The organism is Rhodanobacter sp. FW021-MT20, assembly GCF_041107475.1.
Lineage (GTDB): Bacteria > Pseudomonadota > Gammaproteobacteria > Xanthomonadales > Rhodanobacteraceae > Rhodanobacter_A > Rhodanobacter_A glycinis.
Window position 1 is genome coordinate 1 of sequence record NZ_JBGBPX010000019.1, and the last position, 20,504, is coordinate 20,504.

The 20,504-nt window shown below is 67.5% G+C and carries 18 protein-coding genes; 14 read left to right on the forward strand and 4 right to left on the reverse strand.

The window, feature by feature from the left end:
• Positions 1-37 precede the first annotated feature (37 nt).
• Positions 38-814, reverse strand: a complete 777-nt coding sequence (locus AB7849_RS16530; RefSeq protein WP_092704990.1) for an RHS repeat-associated core domain-containing protein — start codon at positions 812-814, stop codon at positions 38-40.
• Between the two features lie 370 nt (positions 815-1,184).
• Positions 1,185-1,904: an AraC family transcriptional regulator gene (locus AB7849_RS16535; protein ID WP_037102155.1), complete on the reverse strand. Its 720-nt coding sequence runs from the start codon at positions 1,902-1,904 to the stop codon at positions 1,185-1,187.
• 169 nt (positions 1,905-2,073) lie between these two features.
• Between AB7849_RS16535 and AB7849_RS16540 the strand changes: the two genes are divergently transcribed.
• The 13 genes from AB7849_RS16540 (at position 2,074) to hemC (ending at position 17,359) form a co-directional block, all read left to right on the forward strand.
• Positions 2,074-3,015 (forward strand): proline racemase family protein, encoded by a 942-nt coding sequence (locus AB7849_RS16540; protein WP_008215961.1) that lies wholly within the window; start codon positions 2,074-2,076, stop codon positions 3,013-3,015.
• The gene (locus AB7849_RS16545) at positions 3,012-4,112 is read left to right on the forward strand and encodes an NAD(P)/FAD-dependent oxidoreductase (RefSeq protein WP_369501408.1); all 1,101 of its coding nucleotides are present in this window, start codon (positions 3,012-3,014) and stop codon (positions 4,110-4,112) included. The genes AB7849_RS16540 and AB7849_RS16545 overlap by 4 nt, the downstream gene beginning before the upstream one ends.
• Positions 4,109-4,357: a (2Fe-2S)-binding protein gene (locus AB7849_RS16550; protein ID WP_008213966.1), complete on the forward strand. Its 249-nt coding sequence runs from the start codon at positions 4,109-4,111 to the stop codon at positions 4,355-4,357. Before AB7849_RS16545 ends, AB7849_RS16550 begins: the two co-directional genes overlap by 4 nt.
• A complete protein-coding gene (locus AB7849_RS16555) occupies positions 4,350-5,633 on the forward strand; it encodes an FAD-dependent oxidoreductase (RefSeq protein WP_369501409.1) in 1,284 nt (427 codons plus the stop codon). The genes AB7849_RS16550 and AB7849_RS16555 overlap by 8 nt, the downstream gene beginning before the upstream one ends.
• A gap of 11 nt (positions 5,634-5,644) precedes the next feature.
• Positions 5,645-6,550, forward strand: a complete 906-nt coding sequence (locus AB7849_RS16560; protein WP_008212317.1) for a dihydrodipicolinate synthase family protein — start codon at positions 5,645-5,647, stop codon at positions 6,548-6,550.
• 1 nt (position 6,551) lies between these two features.
• A complete protein-coding gene (locus tag AB7849_RS16565) occupies positions 6,552-8,159 on the forward strand; it encodes an aldehyde dehydrogenase family protein (RefSeq protein WP_369501410.1) in 1,608 nt (535 codons plus the stop codon).
• Complete coding sequence (locus AB7849_RS16570; protein ID WP_369501411.1) at positions 8,156-9,361, forward strand: M24 family metallopeptidase; 1,206 nt, start codon at positions 8,156-8,158, stop codon at positions 9,359-9,361. Before AB7849_RS16565 ends, AB7849_RS16570 begins: the two co-directional genes overlap by 4 nt.
• A 5-nt stretch (positions 9,362-9,366) precedes the next feature.
• Positions 9,367-11,097: a DUF885 domain-containing protein gene (locus tag AB7849_RS16575; RefSeq protein WP_369501412.1), complete on the forward strand. Its 1,731-nt coding sequence runs from the start codon at positions 9,367-9,369 to the stop codon at positions 11,095-11,097.
• 124 nt (positions 11,098-11,221) lie between these two features.
• Entirely contained in the window at positions 11,222-13,348 is a 2,127-nt protein-coding gene (locus AB7849_RS16580) for a prolyl oligopeptidase family serine peptidase (protein ID WP_008213571.1), read from the forward strand.
• Between the two features lie 100 nt (positions 13,349-13,448).
• Positions 13,449-14,120 (forward strand): alpha/beta hydrolase, encoded by a 672-nt coding sequence (locus AB7849_RS16585; RefSeq protein ID WP_008213570.1) that lies wholly within the window; start codon positions 13,449-13,451, stop codon positions 14,118-14,120.
• A gap of 27 nt (positions 14,121-14,147) precedes the next feature.
• A complete protein-coding gene (locus AB7849_RS16590; RefSeq protein WP_008213569.1) occupies positions 14,148-15,236 on the forward strand; it encodes a sensor histidine kinase in 1,089 nt (362 codons plus the stop codon).
• Positions 15,214-15,918, forward strand: coding sequence for a LytR/AlgR family response regulator transcription factor (locus tag AB7849_RS16595; RefSeq protein WP_008213568.1), 705 nt, complete (start codon positions 15,214-15,216; stop codon positions 15,916-15,918). Before AB7849_RS16590 ends, AB7849_RS16595 begins: the two co-directional genes overlap by 23 nt.
• A gap of 523 nt (positions 15,919-16,441) precedes the next feature.
• Positions 16,442-17,359: a hydroxymethylbilane synthase gene (gene hemC / locus AB7849_RS16600; protein WP_369501413.1), complete on the forward strand. Its 918-nt coding sequence runs from the start codon at positions 16,442-16,444 to the stop codon at positions 17,357-17,359.
• A 225-nt stretch (positions 17,360-17,584) separates the two neighbouring features.
• Here hemC and AB7849_RS16605 read toward each other — a convergent pair whose 3' ends face one another.
• Entirely contained in the window at positions 17,585-18,397 is an 813-nt protein-coding gene (locus AB7849_RS16605; protein WP_008215366.1) for a DUF481 domain-containing protein, read from the reverse strand.
• A 161-nt stretch (positions 18,398-18,558) separates the two neighbouring features.
• Complete coding sequence (locus tag AB7849_RS16610; RefSeq protein WP_008215363.1) at positions 18,559-19,377, reverse strand: hypothetical protein; 819 nt, start codon at positions 19,375-19,377, stop codon at positions 18,559-18,561.
• 106 nt (positions 19,378-19,483) lie between these two features.
• Between AB7849_RS16610 and AB7849_RS16615 the strand changes: the two genes are divergently transcribed.
• Positions 19,484-20,455, forward strand: a complete 972-nt coding sequence (locus tag AB7849_RS16615) for a helix-turn-helix transcriptional regulator (protein WP_008215362.1) — start codon at positions 19,484-19,486, stop codon at positions 20,453-20,455.
• The last annotated feature ends 49 nt before the right edge of the window (positions 20,456-20,504 follow it).

Here is a 20,504-nt window from a genome sequence, read left to right on the forward strand (position 1 = left end):
ACCCAAACGGACATGCACCTGCTGCGATAGAAAAACTCTATCGCTGCAGCTTTGAAATCGACATTCTCAACAGCCTGTTAGATCCTCCTTGACCCATAAATAGCGCATTGTTTGCATCCTTAGAAGCAATTTTATCGGTAGTCAAAAAAACACGCCCGGAACTGTCTGGTTTAATCACTCCAGAAGACTTTATAGCAGAAGCTCCTTCAGCATCCGTGTAGTGATACAGAGTCCCTGCATCTTTAGCGACATCTTCAGTTACCTCGGCGACCCCTTTGGCGACATTAGCCGCCTCCTCACCTTTGCCAAGCGTCGCGATGGTGACGGCCGCCATGACTATATTGCCGGTGCCAGCACCCGTACCTTTATCAGCCACTTGGCTAACCGGCTCTGCACCGAGGGCACTCCACACCGCCCCTGCAAATGCCCAACCATAAGTTGCTAGATGATTTCCAGCATTAGCCGAGGCCTGGGCATTCTCATCGATGATCTCGCCAACGCTATCGCGCCCATCCGGATCGGTGCGATTGATCGGATTATTGTCCGCATACGCATACCGATTGAAACTGTACACATTCCCCGGGCTCACCCCCACCGGGTCCGGGCTCAGGAAACGACCGCCACTCGGGTCATCGTACCGCTGCTGCATATAAACGAGCCCCGTCTCCGGGTCGTTCACATGCCCCGTATATCCCGGTCCATTCGGCGCCGTGCCCAGCGCGATGCTGCCATACGGCGAGTAATCGAACCGGGCGGTGATGTGGCCCTGCGCATCAGCCTCGGCCAGCGGCGTGCCTGCGGGTCGGTGACACATACGTCACCGTGCCGGCATGGGCCGTGACCACCTTGAGCAGCCCTACCAAGCAAAGCCCCACCCACTTGAATGTCATCGTGCGCATCTCGCCTGCCTCCCTGTCAATCAATCCACGCTCGCGGTGACCCAGGCGCTCCAAGCGGAACACTCCGCTCCACTGCACGCGCGCACGCTGACGGGATACACAATGCGGCGGCAGAGGAATTCGTTCTGCCAGTGCTCTCCAATCACTACCATCGTCGCCGCCAGCACCCGTCGTTGGTGAATTTGTCGATGTGCGATGGAAGCACAGTGCAACCGGCCGGGATGACGACGCACGCGCATTCCTTACCTCACCACTACTGGCGAAATGCAGTCTGCGGGTGCCAGCTCAGTCGACCTGCGCCACATCCCCGCGCGAAATCATGCTGCGATAGTCACGTGGCGTCATGCCTACGGTGGCCTTGAATTGGCGTGCGAATGCGCTCTGGTCGCCGAAGCCGCAGGCCTGGCCTATCGCGGCCACACTGCTGCTGCCAGCGAGCAGGCGCATCGCCGCTTCGATGCGCAGCTTGGTCAGCAGTTGTTGCGGGGTGAGCTGGAATACGCGGCGGAAATACCGTTCGAGCTGGGCCACGGAGACATCGGCCAAGCCGGCCAGCGTTTGCACGCGCACGTTCTCCGCGTAATGGTCGTTCAGGTGATCGAGCACGCGGCGCAGGCGCAGGTAAATGGGGTGTTTGCCATCCGGCTGGCCCAGGTCGCGCGAGATGCCCAGCACGCCGCGGATTTCGTCGTGCTCGCGCAGCGGACGCTTGCAGGTCAGGCACCAACCGGGCGCGCGGTTGGGGAAGATGTGCATCTCAAGCTGGTTTTCCACCGTTTCGCCCAGCAGCACGCGCTGGTCCTGCCGCGCGTAGGCACTGCCCAGTGCCGCCGTGAACAGCTCGGTTACGCTGCGTCCGATCACTTCGTCGCGCCGTTTCAGGCCGAGCCGGCGCACCAGGGTGAGGTTGGCGTGGGTATAGCGGCCGGCGGTGTCCTTGATGAAGAACACCACGTCCGGCAATGCGTCCAGCAGCGCTTCCAGTTCGCTGGCTGGCACCAGCATCGGCGGGTGGGAATCGATACCGCCAACCTGGTCGACGACGCCACGACCCGTGCCATCGGAAGCCGGTCGAACCGGAGATTTTCGCGCCTTGGCCATTGTGCTGACTTCCGCATCCAGTAACGAGAAACGCTGCTAGACCATACCCGATCCGCAGGCCGATGATGACGCCATGCACAGCATCGACATCATCGACTCGCACACCGGCGGCGAACCCACCCGGGTCGTCGTGGGCGGATTCCCGCAACTGCAAGGCACGACCCTGCGGGAGCAGCGGCAGGCTTTCGCCGAGCATCACGACCACTGGCGCCGCGCCGTGATCTGCGAGCCGCGCGGTTCGGACGTGATGGTCGGGGCGTTGCTGCTGCCGGCGCGATCGGCCGATGCCTGCGCCGGCGTGATTTTCTTCAACAACGTCGGCTATCTCGGCATGTGCGGCCACGGCACCATCGGCGTGGTTCGCACATTGGCGCAACTGGGTTGTATCGCTGCTGGCCGACATCGGCTGGAAACACCGGTGGGCACGGTCGACGTGGAATTGCACGACGACAACCGCGTCTCCATCGACAACGTGGAAAGCTATCGGCACACCGCGAACGTGTGCGTGGACGTGCCCGGCTACGGCCGCGTGTGTGGCGACGTCGCCTGGGGCGGCAACTGGTTCTTCATCACCGGCGACGTGCCGCTGCCGCTGGACCTGGCCCACCAGCGCGAGTTGAGCGCGTATACCGAAGCGATCCGCCACGCATTGGAAGCGGCGCATGTCACCGGCGCCGACGGTGCCGAGATCGACCATATCGAGCTCAGCGGAGCATCGCCCACAGCGGGCGTGCATTCGCGCAATTTCGTCTTGTGCCCCGGCATGGCCTGGGATCGCTCACCATGCGGCACCGGCACCAGCGCCAAGCTGGCCTGCCTTGCCGCCGACGGCAAACTTGCCGCGGGTGAAACATGGCGACAGGAAAGCATCCTCGGGAGTGTGTTCGAGGGTCGCTACACGCCAAGCCCGTGCGGCATCCATCCGCACATCACCGGCATCGCGTATATCACCGCCACGGCCAACCTGTTGATCCACGACAACGACCCCTTCGCGTGGGGCTTCGGCCACCCGTGAGCCATGTCGACCTCATCGTCGTCGGCGCCGGCATCATCGGTGCAGCGTGTGCCGATGCGGCCGCGGCAGCGGGGCTGCGCGTGGCCATCGTCGAACCGGGCCCGATCGGCGGCGGCTCCACCGCCGCGGCGATGGGGCATCTGGTGGCGATGGACGACGATCCGGCGGAACTGGCGCTGTCGCGTTATTCGCTGCAACTGTGGGAAGCCTTTGCCGATCTGGCCGAGGTCGAGTTCAGCCGTTGCGGCACCTTGTGGGTGGCGCGTAGCCCGCAGGAAACCGGCGCCATCGACACACGCATTGCGCGACTGGCCGCGGCCGGCATCGAGGCGTGCGCCGTCGATGCCGACGAGCTGTATCGACTCGAACCGCTGCTGGCGCCCGGCATGGCCGGTGGCCTGCGGGTGCCCGGCGACGCGGTGGTCTATCCGCCACGGGTGGCGCTGCATCTGGTAAAGCGCGCGTGCGCCCACAGCGCAACTCTGCATCACGGCCGCCGCGTGCTCACGTTGGACGATGGCGCCGTGACGCTGGACGACGGCAGTCGCCTGCTCGGCCCGGTGCTGGTCGCTACGGGCTGCGCACTGCCGCAGTTGCTGCCGCAATTGCCAATGCGGTCGCGCAAGGGCCATCTTGTCATCACCGACCGCTATCCCGGCCTGCTGCATCATCAGGTGCTGGAACTGGGTTATGCCGACAGCGCGCACGGCGACGCCGACAGCAGCGTGGCCTTCAACGTGCAGCCGCGGCCGACCGGGCAGATCCTGATCGGTTCGTCGCGCGAATTCGGCGATGGCGACAGCGCGGTGTCGCCGCCGATGGTGCAACGCATGCTGCAACGCGCGTTCACCTTCATGCCGGGCTTGCGCGACTTGCAGGCGCTGCGCACGTGGACCGGTTTTCGCCCCACGCCGATCGACGGTCGGCCCTACCTGGGCGCAGTACCCGGCTATCGCGACGTGTGGGCCGCCGCCGGCCACGAAGGCCTGGGCGTGACTACCGCATTGGGCAGCGCGCGCTTGTTGATCGACCTGTTGCGCGGCGACACCCCGGCGATCGATCCCGCGCCGTTTGCGCCATCGCGGGTGACGACATGAGCGGCGACCTGATCCACCTGTGCGTCAATGGCCAGTCGGTGGCGGTGCCCGAAGGCGCCAACGTCGCCGCCGCGGTGGCGCAGGTGACCACGCGTTTCCGCCGTTCGGTGCATGGCGAACCACGCGCGCCGCTGTGCGGGATGGGCGTGTGTTTCGAATGCCGCGTGCGCGTGGACGGCCACGCCAACCTGCGCGCCTGCATGACGCCGGTACGCGAAGGCATGCAGGTGCAGACCGATGACTGAGCGCTACGACGTGCTGGTGGTGGGCGCCGGCCCGGCCGGCCTGGCGGCGGCACAAGCGGCGGCCAGTCATGGGCGACGCGTCGGCGTGATCGACGCGCAGGCGCGACCCGGTGGCCAGGTCTGGCGTCACGACATCGCGAAGCCACCGGCCCGCGCCGCGCAAGCCGCCATCGCGGCGATCGAGCACGTCAAGCTGCTGGCCGGCCACACGGTGATCGCCAGCGAAGGCCACACGCTGCGCACCGAATCCGCGCACGGCGCGCACGACCTCGCATACGGCGCACTGATCCTGGCCACTGGCGCCCGCGAATTGCTGCTGCCATTCCCCGGCTGGACGCTGCCCGGCGTCACCGGCGCCGGCGGTCTGCAGGCGCTGGTCAAGCAGGGCTGGCCGATCGCCGGCAAGCGCGTGGTCGTCGCCGGCAGCGGGCCGTTGCTGCTAGCCGCCGCCGACAGTCTGCGCGCGCACGGCGCACAGGTGCTGGGCATCCACGAACAGGCGTCGGCGCGCGCGATGGCCGCTTTCACCGCACAACTCTGGCGCTGGCCCGAACGCGTCGTGCAGGCACTCGGCCTGCGCGCCCGGCTGGCCAGCGTGCCCTATCGTTTCGGTTCGCATGTGCGCGCGGCTTTCGGCAACGACACGCTGGAAGCGGTGGAGATCGTCGGCCCGCACGGGGTGCAACGCGTGGCCTGCGATCACCTGGCTGTCGGCTACGGGCTGGTTCCCGATACCGGACTGGCACGCCTGCTCGGCTGCGCGCTGCAGGACGGTGCGGTGCACCCGGGCGTGCGCGTCGATCCGCTCGGCCGCACCAGCGTGGCGAATGTCTTCGCCGCCGGCGAAGCCTGCGGTATCGGCGGCCTGGCGGTGGCGCGCATCGAAGGCGCCATTGCCGGGCATGCCGCCGCCGGTGACAACGCCGCGGCCACTGCGCTGCTGCCGCGCCGCGCGCGTGCACGCCGTTTCGCCGGTTTGCTGGCGCGCAGCTTTGCGCTCGACCCGCGTCTGCACGCACTGGCCACGCCGCAAACCACGGTATGCCGTTGCGAAGACGTGCCGTTGGGCGCGCTGGACGATTTTTCCGACACCCGCGCCGCGCGCCTGGCCAGCCGCTGCGGCATGGGCGCCTGCCAGGGCCGCATCTGCGGCAGCGCACTGGCCGAACTGGGCCGCTTCATGCCGGCCGGCAGCGGTCGCCCCCCCTTGTTTCCCGTCCGCCTGGACAGCCTTGCGGCATCCGCCGGCGACCTTTCCGTTACTGCTGATTGTTGAGGTAGATATCCATGAATCCGACTTCGCTCTGGCGCGGTGTGCTTCCCGCCATCACCACGCCGTTCGCCGCCGACGGCACGGTCGACCACGCCTTCCTCGCCACGCATGCCCGCACCATGATCGATGCCGGTTGCGTCGGCATGGTGCCGCTGGGCTCGCTGGGCGAAGCGGCGACGCTGGGCTTCGAGGAAAAGCTGGCGATCATGCGCACGCTGGTGGAAGCGCTGGGTGATCGCGCGCCGGTGATCCCGGGCATCGCCTCGCTGTCCACCGACGAGGCCGTGCGCCTGGCACGCGAAGCCAAGGCGATCGGCTGCCGCGGCCTGATGGTGTTGCCGCCCTATGTGTATTCCACCGACTGGCGCGAGATGGGCGCCTACGCCAGCGCGGTGATCGGCGCCACCGACCTGCCGTGCATGCTCTACAACAACCCGCCGGCCTACAAGACCGACTTCCTGCCCGCGCAGATCGCCGAGCTTGCCGCCGCCCATCCGAACCTGCAGGCGGTGAAGGAATCGTCCACCGACGTGCGCCGCATCACCGCCATCCGTCATCTGCTCGGCGACCGACTGGAGTTGCTGGTGGGCATGGATGACGCCATCGTCGAAGGCATCGCCGCCGGCGCCACCGGCTGGATCGCAGGCCTGGTCAACGCCTATCCGAAGGAGTCGGTGAAGCTGTTCGAACTGGCCCGTGCCGGCAACCACGAAGCCGCCGACAAGCTGTATCGCTGGTTCCTGCCACTGCTGCGGCTCGATACCGTGCCGCGCTTCGTGCAGCTGATCAAGCTGGTACAGGAAAAACTGGATCTGGGCAGCGAACGCGTGCGCGCGCCGCGGCTGCCGGTGGAAGGTGACGAACGCGCACAGGCGCTGGACGTCATCCGCCACGCCAACGCCACCCGCCCGGAGCTTTGAGATGAGCGCCACCGAACCGGTATTGATCGCCGGGCAATGGCAGGCGGCCCGCGAGGTCTGCGGAAGCTTCCGTGCCGAGGACCCGACCCGTGGCGAGCCGATCGGCCCGGCGTTTCCGGTTTGCGGTGGCGCCGACATCGAGGCGGCCGTGGCCGCCGCCTGCGAGGCCGCCGCCGCATTGGCGGCCGCCGCACCGGAATGCATCGCCGCGTTCCTGGACACCTATGCCACGCTGATCGACAAGGACGCCGAAACCTTGGTGGCGCTGGCCCACGCGGAAACCGCGTTGGCGGCGCCGACCCGGCTGGCCGGCAACGAGTTGCCACGCACCAGCGACCAGTTGCGCCAGGCGGCCAAGGCCGCCCGCCGTTTCAGCTGGACGCAGCCGGTGATCGACACCAGCAAGGGCCTGCGCGCGCATTACGCCCCCTTGGGCAAGCCGGTGCTGGTGTTTGGCCCCAACAACTTCCCGTTTGCGTTCAACGCGGTGTCCGGCAGCGACTTTGCCTCGGCGATCGTCGCGCGCAATCCGGTGATCGCCAAGGCGCACCCGTCGCACCCGGCGACCAGCAAGCGGCTGGCCGAGCTGGCCCACGAGGCGTTGCGTGCCAGTGGTCTGCCGCTGGCCAGCGTGCAGATGTTGTACCACTTCGACAGCGCACTGGGCCTGCAACTGGCCGGCGACGCGCGACTGGGCGCGATCGCCTTCACCGGTAGCCGCAGCGGCGGGCTGGCGTTGAAGGCGGCGGCGGACAAGGCCGGCGTGCCGATCTACGCCGAGATGTCCAGCGTCAACCCGGTATTCCTGCTGCCCGGTGCGCTGGCCGAACGCGGTGCGGCGCTGGCGCAGGAATTCTTCAGCTCGTGCACGATGGGCAGCGGCCAGTTCTGCACCAACCCGGGCATCGTGATCGTGCCGATGAACCCGGCCGGCGATGCCTTCGTCGCGGCGGCTGTCGAACACTTCGCCACGGCGGCGCCGAACGTGCTGTTCGCCGGCAACGTGCGCGACCGGCTTGAACAGGCGGTCCGTGCGCTGCGCGATGCAGGTGCCGAGCTGCGTGCCGGCGGCGCACCGGGCGATGGTCCCGGCCACCACTACGCCCCCACCCTGCTCAGCGTGGATGAAGCCACCTTCCTTGCGCACGCCGATGCGCTGCAGGGCGAAGCGTTCGGGCCGGCCAGCCTGCTGGTGCGCGCCTCCGGCGTGGAGGCAATGGTGGCCATCGCCAGCCGTTTCGAAGGCAACCTCACCGGCACCCTGTATCGCGCCACCGATGGCAGCGACGACGACGCGTGGCGGCAAGTGGCCGCGGTGCTGCGTCCGCGCGTGGGCCGGCTGTCGTGCAACAAGATGCCGACCGGCGTCGCCGTCAGCCCGGCGATGAACCATGGCGGCCCCTACCCCAGCACCAGCCACGCCGGCTTCACCGCCGTCGGCATGCCGTCGGCAATCCGCCGTTTCGCCGCGCTGCACTGCTACGACGGCGTGCCCGACGACTTGCTGCCGATGGAATTGCGCGACCGCAACCCCGGTGCCATCCCGCGTCTGGTCGACGGCCAATGGACCTGCGCCAACATCACGCCGTCGACGGGAGCCACACCATGAGCGGCCAGATCGGCGGCAGCAGCCTGGCCGCGGCGATGGATTCACTCGTGCCGTTCGAACCGCGCGCCAAGCCCATCGGCGACACGGAATACCGGCAGCGCACCGAACGCGCCCGCGCCTTGCTGCGCCAGCATGGTGGCAACGCACTGCTGCTGACGGCCGGTGCCTCGCTGCGCTATTTCAGCGGCATTCCCTGGGGCGCCAGTGAACGGCTGGTGGCGATGTTGATCACCCTCGACGGTGACCCGCTGGTGTTCTGCCCCGCGTTCGAGAAAGGCTCGCTGGATCACGCCTTGCGCATTCCCGCCGGGCTGCGCCTATGGGAAGAACACGAGGACCCGCAGGCACTGGTCGCCGCGGCCTTGGCCGAGCGCCACGCCGACAGCCTGGCACTGGACCCGGCCGCGCCGTTCGTGGTGTCGACGCGACTGCGCGCGGTCGCGCCGCAGATCCGGCTGCTCGATGCCAGCCCGATCGTCGACGGTTGCCGCATGTGCAAGTCGCCGGCGGAACTGGCGTTGATGAAGCAGGCCACGGCGATGACGCTGCAGGTGCAGCGGCTGGCCGCCAGCGCCATGCACGACGGCATCGGCACGGGCGAGCTGAAGCAATTCATCGACCACGCGCATCGTGCACTCGGCGCCGACAACGGTTCCACCTTCTGTATCGTGCAGTTCGGCGAGGCCACTGCGTATCCGCACGGCATTCCCGGCGAGCAATACCTGCGCGAGGGCGAGCTGGTGTTGATCGACACCGGCTGCAGCGTGCAGGGTTACCAGTCCGACATCACGCGCTGCTACATCTTCGGCCAGCCCGACGCCGAGCAGGCGCGCATCTGGTCGCTGGAACAGGCCGCGCAACAGGCCGCCTTCGCGGCGGCGCGTCCCGGCGCCACCTGCGAGTCGGTGGACCAGGCCGCGCGCGCCGTGCTGGAAGCCGCCGGCCTCGGTCCCGACTATCGCCTGCCCGGCCTGCCGCATCGCACCGGCCACGGCTGCGGCATGAGCATCCACGAGATGCCGTACCTGGTGCGCGGCGACCGCACCGTGCTGCAACCGGGCATGTGCTGCAGCAACGAACCGATGATCGTGGTGCCGGGCCGTTTCGGCGTGCGCCTGGAAGACCACTTCCACATCACCGACGACGGCGCCGCCTGGTTCACCCCGCCCTCGCCGGCGATCGACCAACCCTTCGCGGAGTAGCCGCCATGACCGCCACGCCTGCCCCGACCAACGCCCCACCGAACGAAGCCGGCGCCCGCCTGCGCGCGCTGTACGAACGCGAGTGGGCGTGGCGGCGCGAGCAGTTCGCCGGCTTCGATGACGAGGACGGCGAAGGTGCTCCCGCCGACCATCTGCCGCGCGTGGATGCCGCCACCCAATCGCAGCGGGAGCACTACTGGCGCGACGTGCTCGCCCAACTCGATGCGCTCCCGCTCGACCAGCTGGGCGAACGCGACGCCACCGATTTCGCTGCCTACCGCGCACAAATCGAAACCCTGCTGAGCCAGCAACAATTCCGCTGCTGGGAAATGCCGTTCAACAGCGACAGTGCGTTCTGGACCGACCTCGGCTTCACCGCGCGACGCGCACGCCACGACGCGGACGACTACGAACGCTATCTCGGCCAGTTGCACGACATCCCGCGCTACTTCAATGAGCACATCGCCAACATGCGTGCCGGGCTGGCGCGCGGCTTCAGCGTGCCGCGGGTGACATTGACCGGCCGCGAGCAATCGATCGCGCAAGTGCTCGACACCGCGTGCATCAAGGACAACCTGTTCTACACGCCGTTCCGCACGATGCCCGCGAATATCCCGGCGGACACGCAGGCGCATCTGCGCGAGCGCGCCGCCACGGCCATTCGCACGGTGGTGTTGCCAGCGCACGCGAAGCTGCTGGATTTCATCCGCGACGAGTACCTGCCGCAGGCACGCGCCACCCTGAGCGCCGAGGCGATGCCCGACGGCGCCGCGTTCTACCGCGCGCAGATCCGCCGCTTCACCACGCTGGATATGGCGCCGGAAGCCATCCACACGCTGGGCCTGCAGGAAGTCGCGCGTTTGCGCGAGGAGATGCTGGCCACCATCACCCGCACTGGTTTCAACGGCGGCTTCGAGTCGTTCCTGCACTACCTGCGTACCGATCCGCAGTTCTACCCGCAGACCGGCGAGCAATTGCTGCGGCAGGCGGCATGGATCGCCAGTCGCGTGGACGGCTGCATCGAACGCTACATCGGCCGGCTGCCACGCCGGCGTTTCGCGATCGAGCCGGTGCCGGCGGAACTGGCACCGTTCTACACCAGCGGTCGCGGCGGTCCGGGCATGTATCTCCTCAACACCCACGACCTGCCTTCGCGACCGCTGTACGCGCTGACCGCGCTGACCCTGCACGAGGCCTCGCCCGGACACGCGCTGCAGATGCCGCTGGCCGCCGAGCTGGATGGCCTGCCGGAGTTCCGTCGGCTCACCCACATTTCCGCCTACATCGAGGGCTGGGCGCTGTACTCGGAAAAGCTGGGCGTGGAAATGGGCCTGTACGAAACCCCGTACGACCACTTCGGCTACCTCGCCTACCAGGCCTGGCGTGCGTGCCGGCTGGTGGTCGACACCGGCCTGCACCACCTCGGCTGGAGCCGCCCGCAAGCGTGCACCTACCTGCGCGAGCACACCGCGCTCAGCGAGCATGAAGTCCGCACCGAGGTGGACCGTTACATCGCCTGGCCCGGCCAGGCGCTGTCGTACTACCTTGGCGAGATGTGCATCGTGCAGGCGCGCGCGAAGGCAGAACAGGCACTCGGCCCGCGCTTCGACCTGCGCGCCTTCCACGACGCCGTGCTGGCGTCGGGATCGGTGCCCCTGCCCGTGTTGGAACAGCACATCGACCGCTTTGTCGCCAACGGCGGCCGCTCGCCCTGGGCTGATGCCGCTTCGCATTGAACATCAGGCGCGCCATGATCCGGGCATCCACATCGACGGCCATCGCCGCTTGCATCGTATGGACGTCCAAACGCAAACACCGAACACATCGTGTTTTCCTGCCATCCCGCCGCGGAGAATTCTCATGCGTCTCGCCCTTTCCATCCTCTTGCTGGCCTGTGCGTCGATGCCGATCGTTGCAGCCCCAGCCATGAAACCCGGCAGCACCCGGGCCGCGCCGCAGCCGCCGGCCACACCACGCCACACGGCTTCCAGCACCTTGCACGGGGTCACCGTGAACGATCCTTACCGCTGGCTGGAAAATCCGGAGGATCCCGCCGTGCTGGCATGGATCAAGGTGCAGAACGCCTACACCGACCAGGTGCTGGCGGCGATGCCCGACGGCAAGGCGATGAATGCGCGCGTGCAGCAGCTGGCGATCACCTCCACCACGCGCTCCTCGCCGATGCTGGCCGGCGGCACGCTGTTCTACATGCAGGAAACCCCGCCGCAGCCGCAACCGCAGCTGATCGCGCAGCCGTGGCCCGACGGCCAGCCGCGCGTACTGGTGGATCTCAACGCGAACGGCGGCAACACCGCCATCGTCGCCTACTGGCCATCGCCCAGTGGCCGCTACCTCGCCTACGGCACGGCCGCGGGCGGCAGCGAGATGACCACCATCCACGTGCTCGACGTGGCCAGCGGCAAGGTGCTGCCCGATGCCATGCCGTGGGCCGGTGGTGGCGCCACCCCGCAGGGACTGGCATGGGATGCCGACGAAAAGGGCTTCACCTATGTGCGCCTGCCGCCACCGCCGGCCGGCCACGAAGTGAAACCGTTCCATGCCGCGCTGCTGCACCACACGCTCGGCGAGTCGGCGACACAGGACACCGTGGTGTTCGGCAAGGACTTCTCGAAGATCGCCGAATACCGCCTGCTCGCTTCGCCGGGCGCGAAGCGGCTGGCCGTGCTGGCCAACGTGGGCGATGGCGGCCCGACGCAGGTGTATCTGCGCGAGGGCACACACTGGACCAAGCTGCTGGGCGACGCCGCCAACGTGCGCACCGCGGCATGGGTGGGCAACCGCCTGCTGGTGGCGAGCTTTGCCAACGCGCCGCGCGGCAAGCTGCTGGCCGTCGATGATCACGGCAACACCACCGAAGTGCTGGGTGAACGCAAAGGCGCCGTGCAAAGCATCGAACCGATCGCCGACGGCTTCCTGCTGGTGCGAAGCTGGGGTCCGGACTGGTGGGTGGAGCAGTACGCCGACAACGGCCAGTTCGTGCGCCGCCTGCCCTTGCCTGCGCACGGCATCGGCATCGGTGGCATCGCCGCCGAACACGGCCAGGACCGCGCGCTGATCAGCTACAGCGGCTGGACCTCACCCTCGCGCTGGGTGGAATACGACGCCAAGGCCGGCACGCTGAAAACCGTGTTCGAGGTGAAGGCCGCCGCCGATTATTCCAAGGTGCACACGTACCGCATCGACGGCACCTCCAAGGACGGCACGAAGATTCCGGTGACCGTGCTGGCGATGCAGGGCGTCGACCCCGACGGCCATCGTCCCACCATCCTGTACAGCTACGGCGGCTTCGACCTGCCCGTGGTGCCGCACTTCGTCGGCGCCGAGATGGCGTGGCTGGAGCGCGGCGGCGTGCTGGCCTTCGCCAACATCCGCGGTGGCAACGAGGACGGCCAGAGCTGGCATGCGCAAGGCCAGGAACTGGACAAGCAGAACGTGTTCGACGACTTCCACGCCGCCGCACTCGCCCTGTTCGACACGCACTGGACCGACCGCCAGCACCTCGGCATCCTCGGCGCAAGCAATGGCGGCCTGCTGATGGGCGCCTCGCTGGTGCAGCATCCGGGCGACTACCGCGCAGTGGTGTCGCTGGTCGGCATCTACGACATGCTGCGCCACGAGACGAACTTCTCCAATGGCGCGTACAACATCCCCGAATACGGCAGCATCGCCAATGCCGCGCAGTTCAAGGCCACGCTGGCGTACTCGCCGCTGCAGAACGTGAAAGCGCACACCGCGTATCCGGCCGTGCTGATGACCACCGGCGCGAACGACCCGCGCGTGGCACCGTGGCAATCGCGCAAGTTCACCGCCGCCCTGCAACGCGCCAGCAACTCGGGCCAACCCATCCTGCTGCTGACCCGCATGAACGCCGGCCACGGCTTCGGCGCCCCGTTCAGCCAGCGCGTGGGCAACACCGCGATCATGCTGACCTTCTTCGCGCAGGAGCTGGGCCTGCCGGCGAAATAGGCCCGGCACGACGAATGAGTCCAGGGCACCCTGGGCTCATTCCGCGGCAGGCGATGCGCAGACTTTGTAAGCTGCAGGTTTTCCCGCAGTGATACCCGCCATGTCCGAACTCCTGCCCGCCGTCGAACACGAAACTGCGTCGAACCCAACGCACAGCATCGTCTGGTTGCACGGCCTGGGGGCCGACGGCCATGACTTCGCGCCGATCGTGCCGGAGCTGGTGGCGCCGGAGTGGCCGGCGCTGCGCTTCGTGTTTCCGCATGCACCCACGCGACCGGTGACGATCAACGGCGGCATGCCGATGCGGGCGTGGTACGACATCGCCGATTTCGAGCTGCACGCGCGCCAGGACGAGGCCGGCATGCGCGCCTCGATCGAGGCCGTGGAAACGCTGCTGGCGCGCGAGAACGCGCGCGGCGTGCCGGACGAGCACATCGTGCTGGCCGGCTTCTCGCAGGGCGGCGCGATCGCACTGGCGGCCGGGCTGCGCCATCCGCGCCGGCTAGCCGGCATCGTGGCGTTGTCCACCTATCTGGTGCTGGGCGATTCGCTGGCAGCCGAACGCAACGCGGCAAATGCGGCAACGCCGATCTTCCAGGGCCACGGCACGTTCGACCCGGTGGTCGTGCCGCCGCGTGGCGCCGATGCCCGCGCGCGCCTGGAAGCGCTGGGCTACGCGGTGGATGCGCACACCTACCCGATGGCCCACGCCGTCTGCGCCGAGGAAATTGCCGACTTGCGTCACTGGCTGGGCCAGCGGCTCGCCGGCTGAACCTTCCGCTGCGGCATACTGCGCCGCATGAGTGAACCCGCCCGCCCACGCGCCGAACGCAATCCGTTGCCGGACTTCTGCAGCCTGCCGGCGCTGTTCGCGTTGTTCGTGGTCGGCGCGCTCACCGTGGCGGTGATGTGGCTGGCGCCGGACGGCGCGCGTGACTGGCGCGCCTTCACCATCGGCATGGCCTTCGTGGCATGGCTGGCGCTGCTGCTGGCGGTGGCGCTGTGCAAGCTGTCGCCGTACCTGCAACGGCTGCCCGGCTATGGGCCGTATGCCGGCGTGTGGCTGCTGATGGTACTGATCGTGGTGCTGGCCAGCGCGGTCGCACGCTGGATGGACAGCGCGCTGCAACTGGAGCTGATCCACGGCGGCAACCTGCGCTTCATCGGCGACAACGCGCTGATCGCCGCCCTGCTCGGCGCCGCCATGTTGCGCTACTTCTATGTGCTGGCGCAGTGGCAGGCACGGCTGGCGGCGGTGACGCGCGCGCAGGTGGAGGCGCTGCAGGCACGCATCCGGCCACACTTCCTGTTCAACAGCATGAACACGGTAGCTGCGCTGGTGCGGGTGGATCCGGCCGCCGCCGAACGCACCATCGAGGATCTCTCCGAATTGTTCCGCGCCGCGCTGGGCCAGCACGAAACGCGCGACGGCACGCTGGGCGACGAGCTGGCCTTGGTGGAGCGTTACCTGGCCATCGAGCAATTGCGGCTGGGCGAACGCCTGCGCGTGCGCCGCGAACTGGACGAACTTCCGCGCGACTTCCCGTTGCCGCGCCTGCTGCTGCAACCGCTGGTGGAGAACGCCGTGCGCCACGGCATCCAGCCGCTGCGCGAAGGCGGCGAGGTGATCCTGCAGGGCCGCCGCGAAACGCGCGCACTGGTCATCGTGATCGACAACCCGCTGCCCGCCACGCCGGCGCGCACCGGCAATGGCCACGGCCTGGACAACGTGCGCCAACGCATCGCCTTCCGTTACGGTACGCGGGCACAGGTGCAGGCCGGTCCGCAGGGCGACCGCTTCGTGGTGCGTTTGCACTTGCCGCTGGACGACAAGCAACACACGTTGAATCAAGGGGGAAACGACGATGCGCGTACTGATCGTCGATGACGAACCGCTGGCCCGCGCGCGGCTTGCCGCCCTGCTGGGCGAATGCGACGGCACGGATATCGCCGGCAGTGTCGGCGACGGCGACGCCGCGCTCGACGCACTCGGCGAACTGCAGCCCGACCTGCTGCTGCTGGACATCAACATGCCTGGCCTGGACGGCACCGCGCTGGCGGCACGGCTGGCCGGACGCGCGCGCCCGCAGGTGGTGTTCTGCACTGCCTACGAAAACCATGCGCTGCATGCGTTCGAGCTGGGCGCGGTGGATTACCTGCTGAAGCCGGTGCGGCTGGAACGCCTGCGCGAAGCCGTGCAGCGTGCACGCCAGCGGCTCGACGCCACGCCACGCGAGCCATCCGGCCATCTGCACGCACGCGTGCGCGGCGAACAGGTGCGCGTGGCGCTGGACGAGGTGATCTGTCTGCTCGCCGAGGAGAAATACGTGCTGGTGCGCCACACCGGCGGCGAACTGCTGATCGATGAATCGCTGCGCCAGCTGGAAGACGCCTACCCCGACCAGCTGACCCGCCTGCACCGCAACTGCCTGGTGCCCACGCCACGCCTGGTTGGTCTGAAAAGCCTGCCTGACGGCCGCGTGCTGGCGCGCCTTGCCGGTACCGATCTCAGTCCCGAAGTCAGCCGGCGCAACCTGCCGGCGGTGCGCAAACTGCTGCGCATGGGCTAGGCGCCCCGCATAACTCCGTTGAATACGACATTCCGGCGGCTCTCAGCGGCCGAAGGGCCGGTCAAGCCGGAATCCAGCGACTTCAGGCCGTTGAAAAACCAAGGACGCTGGATTCCAGCTTTTGCTCACTGCTGTCAGGAATAAATTTTGCGAAGGCATGACGGCGGCCGAATCCGTCATTCCAGCGAAAGCTGGAATCCAGTCGGGCATGCGTGCGAAGCACACAAAAACAAGAAGTTGAGTGTGCTTCGCACAGCATCTTGACTGGATCCCAGCTTTCGCTGGGATGACGAGGCGAGGCGTGTCCGATAACTCTGAAATTTGAGTCTCATGCGAACTCAATGGTTGCAAAGTTGTACGGCTCGGGGCTTTCCACGCATTGCGCATTTTTATTCCGGACAGCAGTGAGCCTTCGCTGGGATGACGGTGTCTTCGAGGCTCCCGGGCGCGGCAACACGTCGCCCGCGGGCGTGAGCCGATTGCGCGACAATATCGCCCTGTCCTGTTTCGTCGCGGAGTCGCCATGTCCCCCACCACCTTGCGCATCGCCACCCGCCAGAGCGCGCTTGCGCTGTGGCAGGCCGAACACGTGGCGTCGCTGCTGCGTGCGGCGCATCCGGACCTGCGCGTGGAACTGGTGCCGATGACGACACGCGGCGATGAAATCCTCGACAAGCCGCTGGCGGCGATCGGCGGCAAGGGGCTGTTCCTCAAGGAGCTGGAAGTGGCGATGCTGGACGGCCGCGCCGACCTGGCCGTACACAGCTTGAAGGACATGCCAGCGGAACTGGAAGCGGGCTTTGCGCTGCCGGCGATCCTGCCGCGCGCCGACCCCGCCGACGCCTTCGTCAGCAACACCTTCGCGGACCTGGCCGCGCTGCCACAGGGCGCGCGCGTAGGTACCTCGTCGCTGCGCCGGCAGGCGCAGTTGCGCGCCGCGCGGCCCGACCTGCAATTGCTCGACCTGCGTGGCAACGTGGGCACGCGACTGGCCAAGCTCGACAACGGCGACTACGACGCGATCGTGCTGGCCTGCGCCGGGCTGGAACGGCTGGGCCTGCACCAGCGCATTCGCAGCCGGCTGGTGGCACCGGCATGGCTGCCGGCCCCGGGGCAGGCAGCGATTGTCGTCGAGGCACGCGTGCAGCGCGCCGCGGTGCACGAGCGGCTGGCCGTGCTGGACGATGCCGAAACGCGCCTGGCGGTGAGTGCCGAGCGGGCGATGAACCACGCCCTGGGCGGCAGCTGCACGGTGCCGGTCGGCGCATGGTGCACGGTGGCCGAACACGGCCTGCACCTGCGCGGCATGGTCGGCGAGGCCGCCACCGGTCGCCTGCTGCTGGCCGAAGCCACCGGTACGCACGACCAGCCCGAGGCCCTGGGTCTACAAGTCGCCGAGATGCTGTTTGCGCAAGGCGCACGCGCCTTGCTGGAAGGCTGAAGCCATACATGCGCGACAGGTTTTTCGCGCTCTACGCGGACAAGCGCCGGTTCAATCCATTCCGGGCGCACCCCTTGGGGCTGCAGCAACGAGTGTAGGAGCCCGCTCGCGGGCGATGCTCTTGGTGCGGGGGCACGGGAAAGCATCGCCCGCGAGCGGGCTCCACAAAAGCATCGCCCTGGCCTGACGGCGGCAAGGCGGCATCTACGAGGCGCTGCCGCCCGGTCAGATGTTGTAGACGATATTGGTGGTGGCCAGCGTGTCGGTCTTCTTCACGCCCGGCAGCACGGTGCTGTGATGGCGCACTTCGTAACCCACCTTCAGCGACAGCTTCTTGGTCATGCTGACGTTGAGGCCGGCATCATCCTGGAAGTACTTGTCCTTCGAGCCCGCTTCCATCAGGAACGTGTTCTCGAACGAGGTGTTGGCGGTGAGCCGGTACTTGTAGTTGACCAGGCCACGTGCAACCACTTCCTTCTGCCGATCCTGCGTGTACGGGTGGCTGACGCCGTTCACCGTCACGGTGGTGTCGGCCGGCTGGTATTCCTTGAAACCGGGACCGATTTCGAACGACAGCTCGGTGCGCTGCGTCTTCAGGGCGATATAGCCGTAGCCGATCGAGACGATCGCCTGCCAGCGGTTGGCGCCGAAGTCGTCATGCTCGTAACGGCCCGCGCCCACGATGTAGCTGCGCGGATCGAGCTTGTAGCCCACCGACGCGCCGCCGTCGTAGCGGTTGGCGGTGGTGTTGTACTTCTTGTAGGTGGTGCCGTCGGGATTCACCACCTTCACCTGGCTCTTCGAACGCAGCGCGTCGAGGAAGAAGCTGTTCTTCCACTGCGCGTTTTCCTGGTTCAGACCCAGCTTGGCGTCCAGGTTCTGCGAGCGCGTGTTGCCGGTGGTGGAGGCAAAACCGAGCTCGCCCGAGCCCGTCCAGTCGCCGTTGGCAGGAACATTGGTGCCCGGTGCATCCTGGGCCTGGACGGCAAAGCAGCCGAGCGAGGCGAGGACGAGACTGGCAAGCAGGATCTTTTTCATGGGGTAAGGTCCCTTATTGTTAAAACAATGTTGGATGAGCACCATAGCTGGATGGCTTGAATCCGCCGTGAACAATCCCGGCAAGGCGTTTATCTGGCGGCCAGCGAGCCGGACCTGCCGCCCGTGTCTGCCGAAGCCGGCCGGACCAGGCAGCCACGCGCCTAGCGTCCCGATACGGCTTCGAACAAGCGCAGCTCGATGCTGCGTCCCACGACACAACACAGCGCCGCCAGCAACACCAGCCAGCGCGCATCGGCCCAGTAATGCGTCAGCAACAAGCCCAGGCAAGGCACCGCGTAAGTCAGCACGGCGGCCATGAAGCGACGCTGCCAGCGCCGCGGCGCACTGCGTACCGGACCGGCCACCGACTGCCAGCGCATGCCTTCCGCCAAGCCCAGCAGCAGGGCCAGCAACAGCAGGCCGATGATCCACATGCGGGTGGTGCCGGTACGCACCAGCGGATCCTGCGAGACCACGCACAGCAAGAGCCACAGGCCGCCGCCGTAACAGGCGGTGATCACCCGATCGACCGGCAACTGCCCGGTCAGGCCGCCGCGTCGACGCGGGCGCTGGCCCCGCGCCGCATACACCAGGCAGGCGAAACTGCAGGCGGCCAGTACGGCACTGACCAGCCGGGTAGCCCAGAAATCGTTGTCGCCACGTGCGAGTGCGGCCACGCCCAGCATCGGCAGGTAGGTGAGCATCGCCAGCAGCGCCTCGCGGCTCGGACGCAGGCTCGAATCCAGCCGCCAGCCGCGCCAGTCACGCAACCCCGGCACGCCCACACTGGCCAGCAGCGGGCCGAGGCTGGCGAACACGGCGCCCACCAGTAGCGGCACCAGCGATTCGCCACGGCCATTGCTGTAAACGCCCAGCGCCAACCCCAGCCCGAGCAGCATCCACATGCCATAGCCGCATACCGCAAGCACTCGCAACACGGTCGCGGCCCATCCGGTGGGCGGGCTGATTTCGTCGGGCATGCATCCTCTCTGGCAGCGGGAACGGGGGAATCTGCGCAACCGGCACGGGCTTGCAGCCACGGCGCGGCGTCCCCATGCTACACAAAGCCTGCTTCCGATGACTGCCATGGATCGCTACGAGCGCATCAATACCCTGCACCGCGTGCTGAAATCGGCACGCTATCCCGTGCCGTTGCCCAGCCTGATGGACGAGCTCGACTGCTCGCGCGCCACGCTGTACCGCGATATCGGCTTCCTGCGCGATGCGCTGGGCGCACCGATCGAAAGCGCCGGCGGCGAGCACGCGGCATTCCGCTACGAGCAGGGCGAAGCCGAACGCTTCGAACTGCCCGGCCTGTGGCTGACTTCCGACGAGCTCGCCGCCTTGCTGGCGCTGAACGAGTTGATCGGGCGCAGCGGACCCGGCGTGCTGGCCGGCGCACTGGCCCCGTTCAAGGCGCGCATCGAACACCTGCTGAGCGACCAGGGCAGCGGCAAGGTGCTGCCGATCGAACGCATCCGGGTGATCCCGTGGGGCGAACGCAAGCTCGACCAGCAGGTATTCCGCACCGTGGCCGGTGCCGTGCTCGAACGGAAGCAGTTGCGCTTCCGTTATCGCGCGCGCACCACCAACAGCGACAGCCGGCGCACGGTATCGCCGCAGCGTCTTACCCACTATCGCGACAACTGGTACCTCGACGTGTGGGACCACGACCGCGAGGCGCTGCGCAGCTTCGCGGTGGACCGCATCGTCGAACCACGCGCGCAAGACACCGCCGCCATCGACGTGGCCGAAGCCCAGCTCGACCAGACCCTGGCCTCCAGCTACGGCATCTTCGCCGGCACGCCCAAGGCGTGGGCCACCATCCGTTTCTCCGAACATGCCTCCCGCTGGGTCGCCGACGAACACTGGCATTCGCAGCAGAAAGGCACGTGGCTGCCCGACGGACGCTACGAACTGCAACTGCCGTATTCCAATTCCAGGGAGTTGCTGATGGACGTGCTGAAGTACGGCCCGGACGCGGAAATCGTGGCGCCGGTGCCGCTGCGCGAAGAGATGAAATCGCTGCTGCACCTGTCGCTGAGCGGTTACGCCTGAGCGCGATGAAGGACGCCGGCGGCTACGTTGCCTGAGCGCGAGGGAATGA

Excerpts from the sequence above, each read along its gene's own strand:
- AB7849_RS16610 (WP_008215363.1), bottom strand. The coding sequence starts at position 19,377 with ATGCCCGACGAAATCAGCCCGCCCACCGGATGGGCCGCGACCGTGTTG.
- AB7849_RS16590 (WP_008213569.1), top strand. The coding sequence starts at position 14,148 with ATGAGTGAACCCGCCCGCCCACGCGCCGAACGCAATCCGTTGCCGGAC.
- AB7849_RS16535 (WP_037102155.1), bottom strand. The coding sequence starts at position 1,904 with ATGCTGGTGCCAGCCAGCGAACTGGAAGCGCTGCTGGACGCATTGCCG.
- AB7849_RS16550 (WP_008213966.1), top strand. The coding sequence starts at position 4,109 with ATGAGCGGCGACCTGATCCACCTGTGCGTCAATGGCCAGTCGGTGGCG.
- AB7849_RS16595 (WP_008213568.1), top strand. The coding sequence starts at position 15,214 with ATGCGCGTACTGATCGTCGATGACGAACCGCTGGCCCGCGCGCGGCTT.
- AB7849_RS16570 (WP_369501411.1), top strand. The coding sequence starts at position 8,156 with ATGAGCGGCCAGATCGGCGGCAGCAGCCTGGCCGCGGCGATGGATTCA.
- hemC (WP_369501413.1), top strand. The coding sequence starts at position 16,442 with ATGTCCCCCACCACCTTGCGCATCGCCACCCGCCAGAGCGCGCTTGCG.
- AB7849_RS16605 (WP_008215366.1), bottom strand. The coding sequence starts at position 18,397 with ATGAAAAAGATCCTGCTTGCCAGTCTCGTCCTCGCCTCGCTCGGCTGC.
- AB7849_RS16560 (WP_008212317.1), top strand. The coding sequence starts at position 5,645 with ATGAATCCGACTTCGCTCTGGCGCGGTGTGCTTCCCGCCATCACCACG.
- AB7849_RS16530 (WP_092704990.1), bottom strand. The coding sequence starts at position 814 with ATGTGTCACCGACCCGCAGGCACGCCGCTGGCCGAGGCTGATGCGCAG.
- AB7849_RS16555 (WP_369501409.1), top strand. The coding sequence starts at position 4,350 with ATGACTGAGCGCTACGACGTGCTGGTGGTGGGCGCCGGCCCGGCCGGC.
- AB7849_RS16575 (WP_369501412.1), top strand. The coding sequence starts at position 9,367 with ATGACCGCCACGCCTGCCCCGACCAACGCCCCACCGAACGAAGCCGGC.
- AB7849_RS16565 (WP_369501410.1), top strand. The coding sequence starts at position 6,552 with ATGAGCGCCACCGAACCGGTATTGATCGCCGGGCAATGGCAGGCGGCC.
- AB7849_RS16580 (WP_008213571.1), top strand. The coding sequence starts at position 11,222 with ATGCGTCTCGCCCTTTCCATCCTCTTGCTGGCCTGTGCGTCGATGCCG.
- AB7849_RS16615 (WP_008215362.1), top strand. The coding sequence starts at position 19,484 with ATGGATCGCTACGAGCGCATCAATACCCTGCACCGCGTGCTGAAATCG.
- AB7849_RS16540 (WP_008215961.1), top strand. The coding sequence starts at position 2,074 with ATGCACAGCATCGACATCATCGACTCGCACACCGGCGGCGAACCCACC.
- AB7849_RS16585 (WP_008213570.1), top strand. The coding sequence starts at position 13,449 with ATGTCCGAACTCCTGCCCGCCGTCGAACACGAAACTGCGTCGAACCCA.